This is a genomic window from Vibrio sp. R15-SG3-ISO1A (assembly GCF_059833955.1).
In genome coordinates this window covers 1-21,054 of record NZ_JCBDGH010000081.1, presented here as the reverse complement: position 1 = coordinate 21,054, position 21,054 = coordinate 1, and the positions used below count along the sequence as shown (strand labels likewise).

Here is a 21,054-nt window from a genome sequence, read left to right as displayed (position 1 = left end):
TTTTGGTTAAAAAGTGTAGTAAAATTACGCTAATTTTGTTTCCAAAGTTACTTTGAAATTTTAACGAGGACATCACTATGTCAGCTAAGAAGCCATTGGCTCTAGTTATCCTTGACGGTTACGGTCACCGTGAGGACACAGCAAGCAACGCTATCGCAAACGCAAAAAAACCGGTTATGGATGCGCTACTTGCTAACCACCCACACACACTCATTTCTGCATCAGGTATGGACGTTGGTCTACCGGACGGTCAAATGGGTAACTCAGAAGTGGGTCACACAAACATTGGTGCTGGCCGTGTGGTTTACCAAGATCTGACTCGTATCACCAAATCCATCTCTGACGGCGAATTTGCCGAAACGCCAGCGCTAGTCGAAGCAGTAGACGCAGCGGTAAAAGCCGGGAAAGCGGTTCATATCATGGGTCTGATGTCACCAGGCGGTGTTCACTCTCACGAAGATCACATCTACGCAGCGGTTGAAATGGCTGCCGCTCGTGGCGCAGAAAAGATCTACCTACACTGCTTCCTAGACGGTCGTGACACACCACCACGCAGCGCAGAAAACTCACTCAAGCGCTTTGATGAACTGTTTGCGAAGCTGGGTAAAGGTCGCATTGCTTCTCTAGTGGGCCGTTACTACGCAATGGACCGTGACAACAACTGGGAACGTGTTCAAGTTGCTTACGACTTGCTAACGCAAGCTAAAGCGGACTTCACGTTTGATTCTGCGGTTGAGGGTCTTGAAGCGGCTTACGCTCGCGAAGAGAACGACGAATTTGTTAAAGCCACTGCGATTAAGACTGACGCACAAGAAGACGCCATAATGCAAGACGGCGACGCGTTGATCTTCATGAACTACCGTGCAGACCGCGCACGCCAAATTACACGTGCTTTCGTGCCTGAATTTGACGGTTTTGAGCGTGCGGTATTCCCAGCCCTTCACTTTGTGATGCTGACTCAGTACGCTGCCGATATCCCACTGGCGATTGCCTTCCCACCGGCGTCTCTTGAGAACACCTACGGTGAGTGGCTATCAAAGCAAGGCCAAACTCAGCTACGTATTTCAGAGACAGAAAAATACGCACACGTGACCTTCTTCTTCAACGGTGGTGTTGAGCAAGAGTTCGACGGTGAAGAGCGTCAACTCGTGGCTTCTCCAAAAGTGGCGACGTACGACCTTCAACCAGAAATGAGCTCTGCTGAACTGACTGAAAAGATGGTTGCCGCGATCAAATCTGGCAAATACGACACCATCATCTGTAACTACCCGAACGCCGATATGGTCGGTCACACTGGTGTGTACGACGCAGCAGAAAAAGCGATTGAAGCGCTAAACGCCAGCGTTGGCCAAGTCGTTGAAGCAATCAAAGAAGTGGGCGGTCAACTGCTGATCACAGCAGACCACGGTAACGCGGAAATGATGGTCGACCCAGAAACAGGCGGCACACACACTGCGCACACCAACCTACCGGTGCCTCTGATTTACGTTGGTGACAAAGCGGTTGAGTTTAAAGAAGGCGGAAAACTGTCTGACCTAGCGCCAACCATGCTGTCTCTTGCAGGTCTAGAAATCCCAGCAGAAATGACCGGGGAAATTCTGGTTAAATAAGTTTGCTGCTGTGATAGAGAACCAAAGCCCGAGCCCATGCTCGGGCTTTTTGTGTATTCCAATTTCTGATTTGGGTATACTGACCCAATCTCAAACACTTAGGACAGACAGAGCCATGGTATTGGTTGGGCAAGGACAGCGCAGTTTGCTTTTGAAACCGATGACGGTTTGGATTCTCGCCGTACTCTGTTGGCTTCCTATGACCAGTTTTGCCTCGACCTCTGAGCTTAAAGGGGTCAGTAGCGAGATTTCCCGCCAAAAGCAAAATCTCTCCTCGCAACAAAAAAAGCTCGATGAGCTTCAGCAGTCTCTCAAACAGCAAGAGCTCGGCATCACTCGACTCGAAAAAGAGATCACTGAGACCAAGGCGCAACAAAAGAAAACCCAAGAGAGCATTGCAGAGCTCCAACGCCAAATTGATCAGCTAGAAACACAAAAAAAAGCCCAAAGCGACAAGCTTGCCGAGTTGATTCAGACCTATTACATGACAGAACGTGCGAAAGCGCCAGCCAATATGCTCAATCGTGGTGTGGAAGAAGATCGCATCAGCCAATACTTCCAACACCTAGCCAAACAGCGCGCTGACATCATCGATGAGTTGCAACTCACTACTGAAAAGCTAACGTCAAGTCAACGCCAACTCGAGTTAGAACAAGCGCAAATTGCTGCACTACTCAAGCAGCAAACTGAGCAGAAAAACGCGCTCACCAAAACGCAATCCAGTCGCCAAGGCACGGTCGCCAACATCAAAAAGAGCATTTCCAACGACCAAGTCTACCTTTCTGAATTGCAACGCAATGAGACGCGCTTAAAAGCGGAAATCGCCAAGGCCGCTAAACGCAATGCCGTGCCGATGGATGGTATTGCACGACAAAAAGGCAAACTGCCTTGGCCACTGAAAGGCCGTATCCTACATCGCTACGGCGCGCCGCAAACTGGTCAATTAAGCTGGAAGGGATGGGTGATTGACGCCGATTACGGTCAATCGGTCAAAGCCGTCTATTCTGGCACCGTGGTCTTTGCGGAGTATTTACGAGGCTATGGCCTGGTTGTTCTGCTGGATCACGGCAAAGGCGATATGACCTTATACGGGTTTAACCAAAGTTTGATGAAAAAAGAAGGCGACAAAGTCACCGCCGGAGAGACCATTGCCCTAGCAGGTGATACTGGCGGTCAGCCACAGGCGTCCCTCTACTTTGAGATTCGCCGTAACAGCAAAACCCAAGACCCAAGTCAGTGGCTCACCCGTTAGCCTAGCGATGGTCAGCGCGGCTGATAGTACGCCTCAACCTGTTCAATAAACGTCGCTAATTGATTGGCGGGTAGCGCATTGATGCCAGCGGCCCCCTCTCTTCCACCGCCCGTCGCAAACGCCGAACAAATCGCCCCTGCTCCCTGTTTATTGTTCAAAGGCGCACGCAGTGAAACCAAGAAACTCCCATCAGGATTTTGTGTCAGTACTGCGTGCGCAGAGTGAGGCGCCTGATTCGCTAACGCGTTGCCATACACGCCGCTGACGCGCCTTGCCGCAGGTTCATCAGGCAATTCAAAGACACTCAATGTTGGGCTACGGTAACTGGCTTCCACCGACAATGCCCTCTCCATGTCTGCGTGATAAGCGGCTTTTAATTGCCAATATGGGGAGTGCTTGTCAGCAATCACAGCAAAAGGATCATCATAAGCCAAAAGGGTGTTAAACAGTGCTGCCGGGTGGTAGTGCAAGTCCTCAATCTTGGCGCCATAACCGTTGTAATTGATCAGCGTCCCCAACTCTTGTAGCTGCGCGGCTTGTTTACTATCCAGCCCCGCTTGGATAGCTAGCTGCTGCGCTGTCGCAATAAGATTGTCGCCAAAGGCAGCGGTGATGGCCCAAAAGTGAAAACGCCCGTCGAGCCACTGATCGACAATGAGCGCGGTACACATGTTGGCATCGAGATTGATGTGAGCATCGAGCAGTGGGTGCTCGGGGATGTTGCCCGATCGGTGATGATCGGCATAGAAGACTGACACACCGCCATCCAGTAAGCTCTCCAACGCGACTCGATTTTTTTCCATCGAGATATCGAGCACTGTCACGCTATCGCCAGGCTGTGGCGATACCTTGTCTAGCAATTGGATGTCACGTTTGACGCCGGTGACCAGCGTTGTCTCTTTCGGCTGCGCTAAGCGCAGTTGCAGTAAGGCGATGATGCCATCGGCATCGCCATTAAACACATCGTAATGCATAAAAAACCCATTCACTTATCTTTCGATACTGTAATGGGTCTTAAAAAATCTAACAATTTTAATTCGTTATAACTAGGATCGAAAAAGCCAGTGCTGCGCGCCGTTAAGCATGCATGGCTTTGACCCCTTCCTCAAACAATTGTAACTGTTCAAGCCCCTGAGCCGTCGCTTTGGGCTTCACAATGGCGATCATTTGTAGCATTCCGCGATGAATGACTTGCTCGGTAATCTGTGTCCGTGGAGACATGGCAGATTGATACGCCAGCCAACTGGACGCAATCAAATGTAAGCTAGTGACCAGAGATTGCATTTCTTGCTCAGAGACATCCAATAAATCCAAAGCGACAAAGGCGTGCATGATCCCAATGAGATTGGTTTGCAGCTTCTCCTGCACTTGAATGTAGTCATCATGCAGCTGTTCATCTCGGCCCAAGATTTCTGGCAAGTTGGCATAGAAGAAACGGTATTTCCACATCAGGGTAAAAATAGAGTCGAGATAGTGCTTAAGTAACACCAAACTCTCCTGCTGACCTTGAATCGGCGTGAAACGTTCAAGCAGCTCGTTGGAGTAGAGCGTAAAAATCTCACGCACAATTTCTTGCTTATTGCGGAAGTGGTAATAGAGATTCCCGGGACTAATATCAATATGCGCGGCGATATGATTGGTGGTAATGGTGCGTTCACCATGCTCGTTAAACAGCTCCAAAGCCGCTAAGACAATTTTGTCGCGAGTCTTCATGAATAATCCGTATCCTTTCTTGTTATTTCAGCAGTATAGCGGCTAGTGTAACCGATAACAAAAAAGCGCCTGGTCATATCAGGCGCTTTGCAAAGATTACTCAATTATTTGTGGTAAGGCTTGGATAACTCGTGGACCGCCTCAACAAACACGCCAGCATTTTCAGGTGGCACGTCCAAATGGATGCCGTGTCCGAGGTTAAATACGTGACCTGTGCCCGCATCACCAAAGCCCGCCAGAATGCTCGCTACCTCTTGTTGGATTCGCTCCGGTGAGGCATAGAGCATGGATGGGTCCATGTTGCCTTGCAGTGCCACTTTGTCACCGACTCGCGCTTTGGCGTCTTCGATGTTGATGGTCCAATCCAGTCCGACCGCATCACACCCTGTTGCGGCGATCTGCTCAAGCCACATTCCACCGTTTTTGGTAAACAGCGTGACAGGAACGCGGCGGCCTTCGTTTTCACGCACCAGTCCATCGACAATTTTGTGCATGTACTGCAATGAGAACAGCTGATAGTCACGTGGGGTCAATACACCGCCCCAAGTATCAAATACCATCACGGATTGTGCGCCCGCTTTGATTTGCGCGTTAAGGTACGCAATCACACTGTCCGCCAGTTTATCTAGCAACAGGTGCAAGGTTTGTGGCTCGGCATACATCATCTTTTTAATTTTGGTGAAGGCTTTCGAGCTGCCACCTTCCACCATGTAGGTAGCGAGTGTCCATGGGCTACCCGAGAAACCAATCAGCGGCACGTCACCATTGAGATCTTTACGAATTTGGCGCACAGCGTTCATGACGTACTGAAGTTCGCCTTCTGGATCTGGGATACCAATTTTATCGACGTCAGCTTTCGAGGCAATCGGGCGATCGAAAACCGGGCCCTCACCCGCAGCAAAGCGGAGGCCTAATCCCATCGCATCTGGAATCGTCAAAATATCGGAGAACAAAATCGCGGCATCAAGTGGAAAGCGACGTAACGGTTGAAGTGTCACTTCTGAGGCCAGCTCTGCGTTTTTACACAGTGACATAAAATCACCCGCTTGAGCGCGCGTGGCTTTGTATTCTGGCAGGTAGCGACCCGCTTGGCGCATCATCCATACCGGGGTGTAATCAACAGGCTCTTTGAGCAGAGCACGAAGATAACGGTCGTTTTTGAGTTCTGTCATTCTGTTCTTCCAATCATTTAAGCTGACTTTTTATCGCTCGTATTCTAACACTGTTTAGCTCTCAAAAGCGGTGTGCTTTGCAACCCAGATCAAGTTATTTACTATTAAATCAGTGCTTAATTTGCGCTCAACGCATTGGAGTGTTAAATATTTGTTTGCTAGCGAAAACTACAATTATAAACTGAACATCTCCGTGTTCAGCATCTCATAACGACATCTTACTTACCCCCTCCCTCTCGGAGGGTTTTTTTTATCTCTGCAAGCGTATGTTCAATCAGTGCTCTCGCGATGGTGCCTACTGGCGCAACTGGCGGCATGGCGTCAACCGTAAACCACCGCGCATCACTGAGCTCACTGTAGTCGGGTTTCAATGTGCCACCGGCATAGTCGGCTAAAAAGCCCATCATCATGCTCGATGGAAAGGCCCAAGGTTGGCTACTAAAGTAACGCACGTTGGTGACGTCAATCCCCGTCTCCTCCTTGACTTCTCGCGCCACACATTGCTCAAGGGTCTCTCCGACTTCTACAAAGCCCGCTATGACGGTATACATGCCATTTCGATGTCTCGGGTGTTGAGCAAGTAAAATCGAGTCTTGGTGGCGTACAGCGACGATAATGCAGGGAAAAATGCGCGGATAATGCAACGTTCGGCATTCACCACACTGCATCGCCAATTGATTGTGATTGAGATGGTTACGGCCACCGCATTGCGGGCAAAAACGCATCGTCTGACGCATGTGACCATATTGCACCGCTTTGCTGGCCAACAGAAACAGCGCCTCAGGTAGCGCAAGCGCTTCTCGAAGCGAAGTAAGAGGTAATGGTTGGTCCACCCACTCCTCACAAAGCCACATGACGGGAAGCCCTTCGTAGTGACCGATTTCTATCGCCTCATGCGCAGGCAATTCGAGGGTGTCAGCACAGCCTTTTGGCAACGCACCGTCGGGTAACCAAAGCTCACTTCCCGAGACTACACACCAGTAAGCATCACCCATACGGTTCGTGTCACTTTTCTTTAACATCAGCCACTCCCTTTACTTGCAGTTCGTCTATTTTACTGGCAATCTAAATTCATACCAGAGTTTGTAGTGGGAAAGATCTCCGGCTATAAATTTTAGTAAGGACAAGAGGTTAATTCTCTCAACCTGCTTTGATTTCAAAGCGTAACGATCATCCGGATGGTGATCTGACAAGAGGGCCTGGTCATGTTAAGAAAACTAAAAAGAACCCAAGAACAATGGGGCGGATCGAGTGATGTTATCGACCATTGGTTAGATAGCCGCCAACGTTTGATCGTTGAATTTTGTAAGCTTGCCGCCCTACAACCAACCTCCTCGAAAACGGCTGTCGTCGAACTCCCTACCCCTGCTGAACTGCAACATTTTTGTGGCGAACTGGTAGACTATATTTCCGAAGGTCATTTTAAAATTTACGACATGGTCATGGATAAATGGCGCTCGACAGGCTTTGAAGCGACCGATGAGATAAACGATACCTACGGTAAAATTGTCCTGACCACTGAGCCTTTATTAAACTTTACCGATAAGTACGCAGCGGTAAGCGACGACGAGACGTTAGACGATTTTGATGCGGACATGTCTGAGATTGGCGAAGTGATCGAAGAGCGCTTCGAAGTCGAAGATCGCCTCATTCAGCTTATTGCGGACAGCTTAGCCATTCCGCCCGGCGCTTAATTTATTCCCAGCCCCCTCATTTACTTAAAGGTCGATTCACCTCGATAAAGTCAACAGACATCGACCTCTAGGCACTAGGCACTAAATTCTATTCCCAAATACAAAAAAGGCACCCGAAGGTGCCTTTTTTCATGTCGCTGTATGATTACTCTTCAGAAGAGAAACCTGCGTTAAGCAATGCTGCAAGGTTGTCTGTTGCTTGTTCAGCAGATGGACCTTCTTGCTCTTGTGCACGCTTCGCTTGACGATCTTGGTGGTATGCGAAACCGGTACCTGCTGGAATCAGACGGCCAACAATCACGTTTTCTTTCAGACCACGTAGCTCATCACGCTTACCAGAAACAGCCGCTTCTGTTAGTACGCGAGTTGTTTCCTGGAACGATGCCGCAGAGATGAACGACTCAGTCGCTAGCGACGCTTTCGTGATACCTAGTAGTTCACGTTCAAAGCGAGCTGGCTCTTTGCCTTCAGCTTCTAGCTGGCGGTTCGCAATCTTCACTTGTGAGTATTCTACCTGCTCACCCGCTAGGAACTCAGAGTCACCAGCGTGTGTGATAGTACACTTACGTAGCATCTGACGAACGATAGTCTCGATGTGCTTATCGTTAATCTTAACGCCTTGCAGACGGTATACTTCTTGAACTTCGTTCGCGATGTATTGCGTCACAGCGTGGATACCACGTAGACGAAGGATGTCATGCGGAGACTCTGGGCCGTCGGCGATCACATCACCACGTTCCACTTTCTCACCTTCGAACACGTTAAGCTGACGGTGCTTAGGAATCATCTCTTCGTAGGTGTCACCACCTTCACGAGTGATCACTAGACGACGCTTACCTTTGGTCTCTTTACCGAATGACACAGTACCTGTGTGCTCAGCAAGGATCGCAGGCTCTTTTGGCTTACGAGCTTCGAATAGGTCCGCAACGCGTGGAAGACCACCAGTGATATCTCGGTTACCACCTGACTTCTGAGGAATACGTGCAAGCGTATCACCCACACCCACTTCAGCGCCGTCTTCGATGTTCACAATCGCTTTACCAGGCAGGAAGTAATGCGCTGGCATTTCAGTACCAGGGATCAATACATCGTTACCTTGCGCATCAACAAGTTTGATAGCTGGACGCATATCTTTACCTGCTGCCGGGCGAGCGGCGGCTTCCGTCACTTCGCTTGAAGATAGACCAGTCAAATCGTCGGTTTGACGAGATACAGTTACGCCATCGATCATGTCAACGAACTGGATGCGACCTGCCACTTCAGTGATGATTGGCATGGTGTGCGCTTCCCAGTTTGCCACGGTCTCACCGGACTTCACTGCGTCGCCATCGCCTTTGCTCAATAGAGAGCCGTAAGGCAATTTGTGTTTCTCTTTAGTACGACCGAACTCGTCAATGATCATCATTTCAGAAGCACGAGAGGTGATCACCAGCTTGCCATCTTTGTTGATAACAAATTTCGCATTGCTGAGTTTCACAGAACCGTCGTTCTTCGCTTGGATGCTGTTCTCAGCCGCTGCTGTCGATGCCGCACCACCGATGTGGAACGTACGCATCGTTAGCTGTGTACCTGGTTCACCGATAGACTGAGCAGCGATAACACCGACTGCTTCACCTTGGTTCACTAGGTGACCACGTGCTAGGTCACGACCGTAACATTGTGCACAACAACCGAAGTCAGCATCACAGGTTACAACAGAGCGTACGCGCATGCTGTCTACTGAGTTCTCTTCCATGATTTGACACCACTTCTCATCGATCAGCGTGTTACGTGGAATAAGAACTTCTTCAGTACCTGGCTTCATCACGTCTTCAGCAACAACACGACCTAGCGCTAGCTCAGTCAGTGCCACTTTAACGTCACCACCTTCGATGTGAGGCATCATGTCGACGCCTTCGTGCGTACCACAGTCATGCTCGGTAACGACAACGTCTTGAGCAACGTCTACGAGACGACGAGTTAGGTAACCCGAGTTCGCTGTTTTCAGTGCCGTATCCGCAAGACCCTTACGAGCACCGTGCGTTGAGATAAAGTACTGAAGTACGTTTAGACCTTCTTTAAAGTTTGCAGTGATCGGCGTTTCGATGATTGAACCATCTGGACGCGCCATCAGACCACGCATACCGGCAAGCTGACGAATCTGAGCAGCAGAACCACGAGCGCCCGAGTCAGCCATCATGTAGATGCTGTTGAACGACTCTTGTTGCTCTTCTTCACCATCGCGGTTAACCACAGTTTCAGAAGAGAGGTTCTCCATCATCGCTTTCGCAACACGATCGTTGGTTGATGCCCAAATATCGATCACTTTGTTGTAGCGCTCACCCGCAGTAACAAGACCTGACTGGTACTGTTCTTGGATTTCGCGTACTTCTTCTTCTGCTTCTGCGATTTCAGTGTACTTCGCCTCTGGTACTACCATGTCGTCGATACCGACAGACACACCAGATAGTGCTGCGTAAGCAAAACCTGCGTACATGATTTGGTCAGCGAAGATAACCGTGTCTTTCAGACCCAGTTTACGGTAAGCCTCGTTCAACAGGTTCGAAATCTGTTTCTTACCAAGCTTTTGGTTCACTAGGCTGTATGGAAGACCTGATGGCACGATTTGCCATAGCATTGCACGACCAATCGTGGTGTCCACGAGTTTGGTTTCAGTGGTGCTGTTGCCGTCTTCATCAACAACGGTTTCAGTAATACGTACTTTTACGCGTGCATGTAGCTCTGCGCTCTTAGTGCGGTATGCCTTTTCAGCCTCTTCTGGGCCAGCAAGGTACATGCCTTCACCTTTCACGTTGATCTTGTCACGAGTCATGTAGTACAGACCCAATACCACGTCCTGAGAAGGTACGATGATAGGATCACCCGATGCTGGCGACAGAATGTTGTTTGTCGACATCATCAGAGTACGAGCTTCAAGCTGTGCTTCTAGAGTTAGAGGCACGTGAACCGCCATTTGGTCACCATCGAAGTCCGCGTTATACGCCGCACACACAAGTGGGTGTAGCTGAATCGCTTTACCTTCGATCAGTACAGGTTCGAACGCCTGGATACCAAGACGGTGAAGTGTTGGTGCACGGTTCAATAGTACTGGGTGTTCACGGATCACTTCGTCTAGGATATCCCAAACGACCGCTTCTTCACGCTCTACCATCTTCTTCGCAGCTTTGATTGTCGTCGCAAGACCACGAGTCTCTAGCTTGCTGTAGATGAATGGTTTGAATAGCTCAAGTGCCATCTTCTTAGGAAGACCACACTGGTGCAGACGAAGGTATGGACCTACTGTGATTACAGAACGGCCAGAGTAGTCTACACGTTTACCTAGAAGGTTCTGACGGAAACGACCTTGTTTACCCTTGATCATATCAGCAAGAGATTTCAGAGGGCGCTTATTCGAACCTGTGATCGCACGACCGCGACGACCGTTATCTAGAAGGGCATCAACAGACTCTTGCAACATACGCTTTTCGTTACGTACGATGATGTCCGGAGCCGCTAGCTCTAGTAGACGCTTCAAACGGTTGTTACGGTTGATGACGCGACGGTATAGGTCGTTCAGATCAGATGTCGCGAAACGACCGCCGTCTAGTGGTACTAGAGGACGTAGATCTGGCGGAAGTACCGGAAGCACAGTCAGGATCATCCACTCTGGGTTGTTACCCGATTGAACGAACGCTTCAACAAGCTTCAGACGCTTCGTGATTTTCTTACGCTTAGTCTCTGAGTTAGTCGACTGAAGCTCTTCACGCATCTCTTCGATTTCAGCAGGCAGATCCATAGACGCAAGTAGGTCTTTGATCGCTTCTGCGCCCATCTTAGCCGTGAATTCATCACCCCACTCTTCTAGACGATCCAGATACTCTTCTTCAGTCAGCATCTGACCTTTTTCTAGATCCGTCATACCCGGCTCTGTTACCACGTACATTTCGAAGTAAAGAACACGTTCGATATCACGTAGAGGGATATCCATCAGTAGACCGATACGAGACGGCAGTGATTTTAGGAACCAGATGTGAGCCACTGGTGAAGCAAGCTCGATGTGGCCCATGCGGTCACGACGAACTTTAGTTTGTGTAACTTCAACGCCACACTTCTCACAGATAACACCACGGTGTTTCAGACGCTTGTATTTGCCACAAAGACATTCGTAGTCTTTTACTGGGCCAAAAATACGCGCACAGAACAGACCATCGCGCTCAGGTTTGAACGTACGATAGTTGATCGTTTCAGGTTTTTTCACTTCACCGAAAGACCATGAACGGATCATGTCTGGTGAAGATAGACCGATTTTGATTGCATCAAACTCTTCGGTCTTATGCTGTGCTTTTAGAAAGTTTAATAAGTCTTTCACAATCAGCTCCTGTAAGGAGTTAAAAGATGCCCGCCAAGACAGGCACCTTCTACCAAATAACCCAATTTATCTCTGTCTCAGAGATGGTGGATTACTCTTCGTCTTCTAGCTCGATGTTGATACCTAGCGAGCGAATCTCTTTCAACAATACGTTGAACGATTCTGGCATACCAGGTTCCATGCTGTGGTTACCGTCGACGATGTTTTTGTACATCTTCGTACGGCCATTCACGTCATCCGACTTAACGGTTAGCATTTCTTGTAGCGTGTAAGCAGCACCGTATGCTTCAAGTGCCCATACTTCCATCTCACCGAAACGCTGACCACCGAACTGAGCTTTACCACCAAGTGGCTGCTGAGTTACTAGGCTGTATGAGCCGGTTGAACGAGCATGCATCTTGTCATCAACAAGGTGGTTCAGTTTGAGCATGTACATGTAACCTACGGTTACCGGACGCTCAAACGCATCACCAGTGCGACCATCAAACAGTGTTAGCTGACCAGATTCTGGTAGATCACCCAGTTTCAGTAGCTCTTTAATTGATGTTTCGTTCGCACCGTCAAAGACTGGTGTCGCGATTGGTAGACCACCACGAAGGTTTCCGATCAGCGTGCGTACTTCGTCATCTGATAGTGAAGCAATGTCCACTTGCTGACGCGTTTCGCCAAGGTCGTAGACTTTCTGTAGGAAGTCACGGAACTTAGCCAGCTCTTGCTGCTCTTTCACCATCTGGTTGATCTTGTCACCGATGCCTTTCGCCGCCAGACCTAAGTGAACTTCTAGGATCTGACCGATGTTCATACGCGAAGGTACACCCAGTGGGTTCAGAACGATGTCGACCGGTTGGCCTTTCTCATCGTATGGCATGTCTTCAACAGGGTTGATCTTAGAGATTACACCCTTGTTACCGTGACGACCCGCCATCTTATCACCAGGCTGAATGCGACGTTTCACCGCGAGGTAAACTTTCACAATCTTCAGTACGCCAGGAGCAAGATCATCACCTTGTGTGATCTTACGACGCTTAGTTTCAAACTTCTTATCGAAGTCCGCTTTTAGCTCGTCCCACTGCTCAGCCAATTGCTCTAGCTGAGTTTGTAGTGCGTCGTCTTCTAGCGTGAACTCAAGCCACTTCTTACGATCCGTTGCGTCAAGTTTCGCTTCCGCGTAGCCACCGTCAATCAAGACAGCTCTCACACGGTTAAGAAGGCCACCCTCAAGAATCTGGAATTCTTCAGTTAGGTCTTTCTTCGCTTCTTTCAGCTGCATCTGCTCAATTTCAAGCGCACGCTTGTCTTTCTCTACGCCATCACGAGTAAAGACTTGAACATCGATGATGGTACCTGAAACAGAGTTTGGTACACGCAGTGACGTATCTTTCACGTCTGATGCTTTTTCACCGAAGATAGCACGCAATAGCTTCTCTTCAGGCGTCAGCTGAGTTTCACCTTTCGGCGTCACTTTACCAACTAGGATGTCGCCACCCTTCACTTCAGCACCGATGTATACGATACCTGACTCGTCAAGTTTAGACAGAGCAGACTCACCTACGTTTGGAATGTCAGCTGTGATCTCTTCTGCGCCAAGCTTAGTATCACGCGCCACACAAGATAGCTCTTGGATGTGGATCGTTGTGAAACGGTCTTCTTGAACGACGCGCTCAGACACTAAGATCGAGTCTTCGAAGTTGTAACCGTTCCAAGGCATGAACGCGATACGCATGTTCTGACCAAGCGCTAGCTCACCAAGGTCTGTTGAAGGACCATCAGCTAGAACGTCGCCACGTAGTACAGACTCACCTGGCATCACACATGGACGCTGGTTGATACACGTGTTTTGGTTTGAACGTGTGTACTTCGTTAGGTTGTAGATATCGATACCCGCTTCGCCAGGAATCAACTCTTCTTCGTTAACCTTAACGACGATGCGCGATGCGTCCACTGACTGGATAACACCACCACGTTTCGCTACCGCTGTCACACCAGAGTCAACCGCGATGTTACGCTCGATACCCGTACCAACGAGAGGCTTGTCAGCCTTCAGTGTTGGAACAGCCTGACGTTGCATGTTCGCACCCATCAATGCACGGTTCGCATCATCGTGTTCTAGGAACGGGATAAGCGATGCAGCGATAGATACAACCTGGTTGGTTGCAACGTCCATGTAATCAACATGTTCGCGTGGGTGTAGACCAGATTCACCTTTCTGACGAGCCGTGATCAGCTCTTCAGCAAATGTGCCTTCTTCAGTCAGAACCGTGTTCGCCTGAGCGATAACGTACTGACCTTCTTGAATAGCAGATAGGTAATCCACTTCGTCTGTTACTACGCCATCAACAACGCGACGGTATGGAGTTTCTAGGAAACCGTACTCGTTACAACGCGCAAACGCAGACAGAGAGTTGATCAGACCGATGTTTGGACCTTCAGGCGTTTCGATAGGACATAGACGACCGTAGTGCGTTACGTGTACGTCACGTACTTCGAAGCCAGCACGCTCACGAGTTAGACCGCCAGGACCCAATGCAGAAATACGACGCTTGTGCGTGACTTCTGATAGTGGGTTGTTTTGGTCCATAAACTGAGACAGCTGTGAAGAGCCAAAGAATTCTTTTACTGCCGCTGAGATAGGCTTAGCGTTGATCAGGTCTTGAGGCATGATAGCATCAAGATCGCCAAGGCTTAGGCGCTCTTTAACCGCACGTTCGACACGAACAAGACCAACACGGAATTGGTTTTCAGCCATTTCGCCAACGCTACGGATACGACGGTTACCTAGGTGGTCGATATCGTCCACTTCGCCGATGCCGTTACGGATAGCGATAAGCTTCTTCATCACTTCGATGATATCAGTCTCATCAAGAGTGCCTTGCTCACCAGCATCTTCACGTTCGATAGAGCTGTTGAACTTCATACGACCAACAGTCGATAGATCGTAACGCTCTTCAGAGAAGAATAGGCTTTCGAACAGAGCTTCTGCCGCTTCTTTCGTTGGTGGCTCGCCAGGGCGCATCATGCGGTAGATTTCAACTAGCGCAGAGATGCGATCAACGGTGCTGTCGATACGTAAGGTATCAGACATGAATGGACCGTGATCAAGATCGTTAGTAAAGAGCACTTCAAGCGCTTTGTGACCTGCTTGAGACAGGTTCGCGAGTGCTTCTAGGCTGATCTCTTGGTTAGCTGCAACAATGATCTCGCCAGTGGCTTCATTGATGTAATCTTTTGATGCCACTTTGCCTACGATGTACTCAACCGGTACTTCAATATGATCAACACCATCTTTTTCAAGCTGGCGAATGTGGCGAGCCGTCACGCGACGACCTTGTTCAACATACACCGTACCGTTGGCTTCGATATTGAATGTCGCTGTTTCGCCACGTAGGCGATCAGGGACCAACTCCATCAATAGAGTTTGGTCTTTCACTTCGAAGTTCACCTTCTCAAAGAAGATGTCTAGGATCTCTTCTGTCGTCTTACCTAGTGCGCGCAGAATGATCGAAGCGGGTAGCTTACGACGGCGGTCGATACGTACGTATAGGTTATCCTTAGGATCGAACTCAAAATCAAGCCATGAACCACGGTAAGGGATAACACGTGCGTTATAAAGAACTTTACCCGATGAGTGGGTCTTACCCTTATCGCTGTCGAAGAATACGCCTGGGCTTCTGTGCAGCTGGGATACGATAACCCTCTCGGTACCATTGATTACGAAGGTACCATTGTCTGTCATAAGCGGAATCTCGCCCATGTAGACTTCTTGTTCTTTAATGTCTTTGACAGTACCTGCTGGCGCGTCTTTATCAAAAATAACTAGGCGAAGTTTTACGCGTAGTGGTTTTGAATAAGTAACGCCGCGGATTTGACATTCTTTCACGTCAAATACTGGCTCACCAAGACGGTAGCTAACGTATTGCAGCTCGGAATTGCCGTTGTAGCTCTGGATTGGGAATACAGAACGGAAAGCAGCCTCAAGACCGTATTGCCCCTCAGGATCCTGTTCGATGAATTTTTCGAACGAATCGAGCTGGATCGATAGCAGGTATGGAATGTCCAAAACTTGTGGACGAGTACCAAAGTCCTTACGGATGCGCTTTTTCTCGGTATAAGAGTAAACCATGGGGTTCCTCAGCTCGCTGATAAGTGACCCAAACTGTCTCAAATCGTTAGGAGACAGTGACTGAACAACTGTTTAACAGTAGTGACATTTCATAAAGCAACAATGAAATGTTTTTTTGCTTAAGCTTAGGTGACTAAACAGCGGAAAATTCACCTATGCCCTACAGCGCAAAAAGGCCGGTGGTTAGAAAACCACCAGCCATTAGCCGTTAGGCTAAGAAACTATGCAGTAATTACTTAACAGTAACACTTGCACCTGCTTCTTCTAGCTGAGCTTTAAGAGCTTCAGCTTCAGCTTTCTCAACGCCTTCTTTTAGAGGTGCTGGAGCGCCGTCTACTAGAGCTTTAGCTTCTTTAAGGCCTAGACCAGTTGCGCCACGTACTGCTTTGATTACAGCAACTTTGTTACCGCCAGCAGATTCTAGGATTACGTCGAATTCAGTTTGCTCAGCAGCAGCTTCGCCTGCAGCAGCACCGCCAGCTACAACAGCAGCAGCAGCAGATACGCCGAACTTTTCTTCCATCGCTTCGATTAGTTCAACAACTTGCATCACAGACATTTCTGCGATTGCGTCTAGGATTTGCTCGTTAGTAATAGACATAACAATTCTCTTTTAAAATCAACAATAAGTTTAATTAGCAACCAGTAAAAAGCAAGGCTTACGCCGCTGCTTCTTCTTTTTGATCGCGGATAGCAGCGATAGTACGTGCCAACTTGCCAGCAGAAGCTTCTTTCATGCACATCATTAGGCGTGCAATCGCTTCGTCGTAAGTTGGTAGTGTCGCTAGTACTTCAGCGTCAGTTAGCGCGCCTTCAAATGCAGCAGCTTTGATCTCGAAGTCTTTGTTCTCTTTAGCGAAGTCTTTGAAAAGACGCGCTGCAGCACCTGGGTGCTCGTTAGAGAACGCGATGAGAGTAGGACCAGTGAAAGTGTCTGTTAGACACTCGTAGTCTGTACCTTCAACCGCACGACGCATTAGAGTGTTACGAACAACTCGTACGTAAACGCCAGCTTCACGAGCTTGCTTACGTAGTGAAGTCATTGCGCTTACTTCAACGCCACGAGAATCAGCTACAACTGCAGAAAGTGCACCACTGGCAGCTTCGTTGACTTCAGCAACAATTGCTTTTTTGTCTTGAAGGTTTAAAGCCATCTTGGATTTACTCCTGGTTGTTGTTACACCACTCACTATTATCACAACAGTGAGAGCTATTGAGGTGCTTCCCAGAAGAAAGGTAACTATTTACATAGAGCTTTCTGTCAGTTCGGGCACCATCTACGTAGGAGAATTAAGCCTGAAGTTGTAAAACAAATTCAGACACCTACGGTCTTGGACGGAGACTGGGTCATAATTCACAGCCAATTCTTAACGAATTGAATGAACCAAAGTTCAGCCCCAACCACAAATATTAGGCGCAAAATTATACATTAATTTTGCGCCTAAGCAAATATATTATGCTTGAGTGTTCAGGCTAGCCTGATCAACAGCAACACCAGCACCCATTGTTGTAGAGATGCTGACTTTCTTCAGGAAAACACCTTTCGCTGAAGATGGCTTAGCTTTCTTCAGAGCCACTAGAAGTGCTTCTAGGTTCTCTTTGATCTGCTCTGCAGAGAAGTTTGCTTTACCGATAGTCGTGTGGATGATGCCGTTTTTGTCGTTACGGTAACGAACCTGACCCGCTTTAGCGTTCTTAACCGCTTCAGCAACGTTAGGAGTTACAGTACCAACTTTAGGGTTTGGCATTAGACCGCGAGGACCTAGGATAGTACCTAGTTGACCTACAACGCGCATTGCATCTGGAGAAGCAACAACTACGTCAAAGTTCATTTCGCCTTTCTTCACTTGCTCAGCAAGATCTTCCATACCCACTAGATCTGCGCCAGCTTCTTTAGCTGCTTCAGCGTTTGCACCTTGAGTGAACACTGCAACGCGGATATCGCGGCCAGTACCGTGAGGTAGTACAGTTGCACCACGTACGTTCTGGTCAGATTTACGAGCATCGATGCCAAGGTTAACAGCAACGTCTACAGACTCAACGAATTTCGCTGTTGCTAGCTCTTGAAGAAGTGCTACAGCTTCGTTGATTTCGTATTCTTTAGTTACGTCAACTTTTTCGCGGATTACGCGCATGCGCTTAGTTAGTTTAGCCATCTTATTAACCCTCTACCACTAGGCCCATTGAACGAGCAGTACCTGCGATAGAACGCTTCATCGCTTCGATGTCAGCACCAGTCATATCAGCAGCTTTAGTTTCTGCGATTTCTTGGATTTGAGCGTCAGTAACAGTACCCACTTTTTCAGTGTTTGGACGACCTGAACCAGACTTAACGCCAGCCGCTTTCTTAAGAAGAACTGCAGCAGGTGGAGTCTTAGTGATGAACGTGAAAGAACGGTCACTGTATACAGTGATAACAACTGGAGTTGGTAGACCTTTCTCTAGAGATTCTGTTTTCGCGTTGAACGCTTTACAGAATTCCATGATGTTCACACCGTGTTGACCTAGTGCAGGACCAACTGGTGGACTTGGGTTTGCCATACCAGCAGCAACTTGCAGCTTGATATAAGCTTCAACTTTCTTAGCCATGATAATTCCTAAATTTTGGGTACAGACGCTATTCGACTGAACAGCTCCCCGTTGATGTCAATACTTGTTACTTTGGTTGAAGCTGGGCTTCAGCCAAAATAATAAGGCGCGAAATTATAGTCATAATCCGCGCCCTACACAACCCTAAAAGGTCATTAATTAATCATGTTTTTCAACTTGACCAAATTCAAGCTCAACTGGTGTTGCACGACCAAAGATCGATACAGACACTTTCAGGCGGCTCTTCTCGTAATCCACTTCTTCAACGGTACCGTTGAAGTCAGCAAATGGACCGTCGGTCACGCGAACCACTTCACCCGCTTCGTACATAGTACGTGGACGAGGTGCTTCACTCGCTTTCTCAAGACGATTCAAGATAGCGTCAGCTTCCTTATCAGAGATAGGAGCTGGACGATCTGAGGTACCACCAATGAAGCCCATGACACGCGGCACACTGCGTACTAAGTGCCATGATTCATCGTTCATGATCATCTGGACTAGAACATAGCCCGGGAAGAACTTACGCTCAGATTTACGACGTTGACCTGCGCGCATTTCCACAACTTCTTCTGTTGGGACTAGCACTTCACCAAACAGCTCTTCCATGCCATGCATTTTGATATGCTCACGAAGAGACTGAGCTACGCGGCCTTCAAATCCAGAGAAGGCTTGAACCACATACCAGCGTTTTTTAGGAGCTTCACTCATGAATTAAAACCTCTATACCCCAGTCACAAAAGCAACAAGACGAACCATAATGCCGTCAATGCCCCAAAGTGCTAGAGCCATTACAATACTTACAGCTAAAACGATCAAAGTTGTTTGCATAGTTTCTTGGCGAGTCGGCCAAACCACTTTGCGAACTTCCATGCGAGATTCTTTAGCAAAATCAATCGCAGCTTTACCTTTCGTTGTTGTAGCAGCCACACCCAGTGCCGCAGCGATTAGCACAACAACACCTGCAGCGCGAATCACTACAGAGAGTTCACCGTACAGGTAATTACCCACAACAGCGGCAGCTAGCAGAACAAAAGTGACAATCCACTTAAAGATATCTGCGCTATTTGAGCTTTCAGGAGTTTCAGCATTATTAGCTTTCATAAAACCAGCCTGTCATTAGTCTTAATATAGACGACAACAACCCCGCTGTTGCAGGGCAAATCCATACACGCCAATCATTACTGGTCGACGTACTCTTTATTGATCAAAACGCCCAGTTTTTAATCAAAATTTTCCTGCGTAATGCTTACATGAACAACAAATCAGCAAACATTATCTTCAGTGCAGAAAAAGGGCATCAAATGATGCCCTCTTTGCTACTGGTTCGTCAAATCTTATTCCAAGATTTTCCGAAGACTTCAGCTAATTTATCTAAATTAGTCGAAGATCTTAGCAACAACACCAGCACCAACTGTACGGCCACCTTCGCGGATTGCGAAACGTAGACCTTCGTCCATCGCGATTGGTGCGATTAGCTCTACAGTCATCTTGATGTTATCGCCTGGCATTACCATTTCTACGCCTTCAGGTAGCTCGATGTTACCTGTTACGTCAGTTGTACGGAAGTAGAACTGTGGACGGTAGCCTTTGAAGAATGGAGTGTGACGACCACCTTCATCTTTAGATAGTACGTATACTTCTGACTCGAACTTAGTGTGTGGAGTGATTGAACCAGGCTTAGCTAGTACTTGACCACGCTCAACTTCGTCACGCTTAGTACCACGTAGAAGTGCACCAACGTTCTCACCCGCACGACCTTCGTCTAGAAGCTTACGGAACATCTCAACACCAGTACATGTTGTAGTAGTAGTGTCTTTGATACCTACGATAGCAACTTCGTCACCTACGTTTAGGATACCGCGCTCGATACGACCTGTTACTACTGTACCACGACCTTGGATTGAGAATACGTCTTCGATTGGCATTAGGAACGGCATGTCTACTGCACGCTCTGGCTCTGGGATGTAGTTGTCTAGCGCTTCTGCTAGTTCAACAATTTTCGCTTCCCACTGCTCTTCGCCGTTTAGTGCGCCTAGTGCAGAACCTTGGATAACTGGTAGGTCATCACCTGGGAAATCGTACTCAGATAGAAGTTCACGTACTTCCATTTCTACTAGTTCTAGTAGCTCTTCATCGTCAACCATGTCACATTTGTTCATGAATACGATGATGTAAGGAATACCAACCTGACGGCCTAGTAGGATGTGCTCACGAGTTTGTGGCATTGGGCCATCTGTCGCAGCAACAACTAGGATACCACCGTCCATCTGTGCAGCACCTGTGATCATGTTCTTAACATAATCCGCGTGTCCTGGACAGTCTACGTGTGCGTAGTGACGAGTTGGAGTGTCGTACTCTACGTGAGAAGTTGCGATTGTGATACCGCGCTCACGCTCTTCTGGAGCGTTATCGATAGATGCGAAGTCACGAGCAGCACCGCCGTAAACTTTTGCAAGAGTAGTACAGATAGCTGCAGTTAGAGTTGTTTTACCGTGGTCAACGTGGCCGATAGTACCAACGTTTACGTGCGGTTTTACACGTTCAAATTTTTCTTTA

The 21,054-nt window shown here is 48.3% G+C and carries 16 protein-coding genes; 3 read left to right on the top strand and 13 right to left on the bottom strand.

The features are described from left to right. The first annotated feature begins 77 nt into the window (after positions 1-77). Together gpmM and AC6R0L_RS13375 are read left to right on the top strand one after the other, a co-directional pair. Positions 78-1,610 (top strand): 2,3-bisphosphoglycerate-independent phosphoglycerate mutase, encoded by a 1,533-nt coding sequence (gene gpmM, locus AC6R0L_RS13380; RefSeq protein ID WP_500629418.1) that lies wholly within the window; start codon positions 78-80, stop codon positions 1,608-1,610. A 160-nt stretch (positions 1,611-1,770) separates the two neighbouring features. Further along, positions 1,771-2,862, top strand: a complete 1,092-nt coding sequence (locus AC6R0L_RS13375; protein WP_500629425.1) for a murein hydrolase activator EnvC family protein — start codon at positions 1,771-1,773, stop codon at positions 2,860-2,862. A gap of 11 nt (positions 2,863-2,873) precedes the next feature. Here the strand turns inward: AC6R0L_RS13375 and AC6R0L_RS13370 are convergent, their stop codons facing one another. The 4 genes from AC6R0L_RS13370 to nudC all read right to left on the bottom strand — a co-directional run bounded on the left by AC6R0L_RS13370 (position 2,874) and on the right by nudC (position 6,769). Next, a complete protein-coding gene (locus AC6R0L_RS13370; RefSeq protein ID WP_500629417.1) occupies positions 2,874-3,836 on the bottom strand; it encodes a DHH family phosphoesterase in 963 nt (320 codons plus the stop codon). 103 nt (positions 3,837-3,939) lie between these two features. After that, positions 3,940-4,575, bottom strand: a complete 636-nt coding sequence (locus tag AC6R0L_RS13365; protein ID WP_334555700.1) for a TetR/AcrR family transcriptional regulator — start codon at positions 4,573-4,575, stop codon at positions 3,940-3,942. 104 nt (positions 4,576-4,679) lie between these two features. Beyond that, the gene (gene hemE, locus AC6R0L_RS13360; RefSeq protein WP_500629416.1) at positions 4,680-5,747 is read right to left on the bottom strand and encodes a uroporphyrinogen decarboxylase; all 1,068 of its coding nucleotides are present in this window, start codon (positions 5,745-5,747) and stop codon (positions 4,680-4,682) included. Positions 5,748-5,965: 218 nt separating this feature from the next. Continuing rightward, positions 5,966-6,769, bottom strand: a complete 804-nt coding sequence (gene nudC, locus AC6R0L_RS13355) for an NAD(+) diphosphatase (RefSeq protein WP_500629415.1) — start codon at positions 6,767-6,769, stop codon at positions 5,966-5,968. A 177-nt stretch (positions 6,770-6,946) separates the two neighbouring features. Here nudC and rsd point away from each other — a divergent pair, with 177 nt between their 5' ends. Then, on the top strand, positions 6,947-7,441 hold the full coding sequence (gene rsd, locus AC6R0L_RS13350; protein ID WP_334555727.1) for a sigma D regulator: 495 nt from the start codon (positions 6,947-6,949) through the stop codon (positions 7,439-7,441). A gap of 145 nt (positions 7,442-7,586) precedes the next feature. Here rsd and rpoC read toward each other — a convergent pair whose 3' ends face one another. The 9 genes from rpoC to tuf all read right to left on the bottom strand — a co-directional run. Further along, positions 7,587-11,789, bottom strand: a complete 4,203-nt coding sequence (rpoC, locus tag AC6R0L_RS13345) for a DNA-directed RNA polymerase subunit beta' (protein ID WP_487903415.1) — start codon at positions 11,787-11,789, stop codon at positions 7,587-7,589. A 91-nt stretch (positions 11,790-11,880) separates the two neighbouring features. Further along, positions 11,881-15,909 (bottom strand): DNA-directed RNA polymerase subunit beta, encoded by a 4,029-nt coding sequence (gene rpoB, locus AC6R0L_RS13340; protein WP_487903414.1) that lies wholly within the window; start codon positions 15,907-15,909, stop codon positions 11,881-11,883. A gap of 232 nt (positions 15,910-16,141) precedes the next feature. Beyond that, positions 16,142-16,510: a 50S ribosomal protein L7/L12 gene (gene rplL / locus AC6R0L_RS13335; protein ID WP_334555695.1), complete on the bottom strand. Its 369-nt coding sequence runs from the start codon at positions 16,508-16,510 to the stop codon at positions 16,142-16,144. Positions 16,511-16,568: 58 nt separating this feature from the next. Continuing rightward, a complete protein-coding gene (gene rplJ, locus AC6R0L_RS13330; protein ID WP_487903413.1) occupies positions 16,569-17,063 on the bottom strand; it encodes a 50S ribosomal protein L10 in 495 nt (164 codons plus the stop codon). A gap of 300 nt (positions 17,064-17,363) precedes the next feature. Further along, on the bottom strand, positions 17,364-18,065 hold the full coding sequence (rplA, locus tag AC6R0L_RS13325; protein ID WP_334555693.1) for a 50S ribosomal protein L1: 702 nt from the start codon (positions 18,063-18,065) through the stop codon (positions 17,364-17,366). A gap of 4 nt (positions 18,066-18,069) precedes the next feature. After that, positions 18,070-18,498, bottom strand: coding sequence for a 50S ribosomal protein L11 (gene rplK / locus AC6R0L_RS13320; RefSeq protein WP_334555692.1), 429 nt, complete (start codon positions 18,496-18,498; stop codon positions 18,070-18,072). Between the two features lie 159 nt (positions 18,499-18,657). Further along, complete coding sequence (gene nusG / locus AC6R0L_RS13315; RefSeq protein ID WP_334555691.1) at positions 18,658-19,206, bottom strand: transcription termination/antitermination protein NusG; 549 nt, start codon at positions 19,204-19,206, stop codon at positions 18,658-18,660. A 12-nt stretch (positions 19,207-19,218) separates the two neighbouring features. Next, a complete protein-coding gene (gene secE / locus AC6R0L_RS13310; RefSeq protein ID WP_334555690.1) occupies positions 19,219-19,599 on the bottom strand; it encodes a preprotein translocase subunit SecE in 381 nt (126 codons plus the stop codon). A gap of 275 nt (positions 19,600-19,874) precedes the next feature. Continuing rightward, positions 19,875-21,054: elongation factor Tu (gene tuf / locus AC6R0L_RS13305; RefSeq protein ID WP_500629414.1), on the bottom strand; the 1,180-nt coding region annotated here is incomplete at its 5' end.

Bases quoted from the DNA above. Each gene is read 5' to 3' on its own strand.
- gpmM (WP_500629418.1), top strand. From the start codon at position 78: ATGTCAGCTAAGAAGCCATTGGCTCTAGTTATCCTTGACGGTTACGGT.
- AC6R0L_RS13375 (WP_500629425.1), top strand. From the start codon at position 1,771: ATGACGGTTTGGATTCTCGCCGTACTCTGTTGGCTTCCTATGACCAGT.
- AC6R0L_RS13370 (WP_500629417.1), bottom strand. From the start codon at position 3,836: ATGCATTACGATGTGTTTAATGGCGATGCCGATGGCATCATCGCCTTA.
- AC6R0L_RS13365 (WP_334555700.1), bottom strand. From the start codon at position 4,575: ATGAAGACTCGCGACAAAATTGTCTTAGCGGCTTTGGAGCTGTTTAAC.
- hemE (WP_500629416.1), bottom strand. From the start codon at position 5,747: ATGACAGAACTCAAAAACGACCGTTATCTTCGTGCTCTGCTCAAAGAG.
- nudC (WP_500629415.1), bottom strand. From the start codon at position 6,769: ATGTTAAAGAAAAGTGACACGAACCGTATGGGTGATGCTTACTGGTGT.
- rpoB (WP_487903414.1), bottom strand. From the start codon at position 15,909: ATGGTTTACTCTTATACCGAGAAAAAGCGCATCCGTAAGGACTTTGGT.
- rplL (WP_334555695.1), bottom strand. From the start codon at position 16,510: ATGTCTATTACTAACGAGCAAATCCTAGACGCAATCGCAGAAATGTCT.
- rplJ (WP_487903413.1), bottom strand. From the start codon at position 17,063: ATGGCTTTAAACCTTCAAGACAAAAAAGCAATTGTTGCTGAAGTCAAC.
- rplA (WP_334555693.1), bottom strand. From the start codon at position 18,065: ATGGCTAAACTAACTAAGCGCATGCGCGTAATCCGCGAAAAAGTTGAC.
- rplK (WP_334555692.1), bottom strand. From the start codon at position 18,498: ATGGCTAAGAAAGTTGAAGCTTATATCAAGCTGCAAGTTGCTGCTGGT.
- nusG (WP_334555691.1), bottom strand. From the start codon at position 19,206: ATGAGTGAAGCTCCTAAAAAACGCTGGTATGTGGTTCAAGCCTTCTCT.
- secE (WP_334555690.1), bottom strand. From the start codon at position 19,599: ATGAAAGCTAATAATGCTGAAACTCCTGAAAGCTCAAATAGCGCAGAT.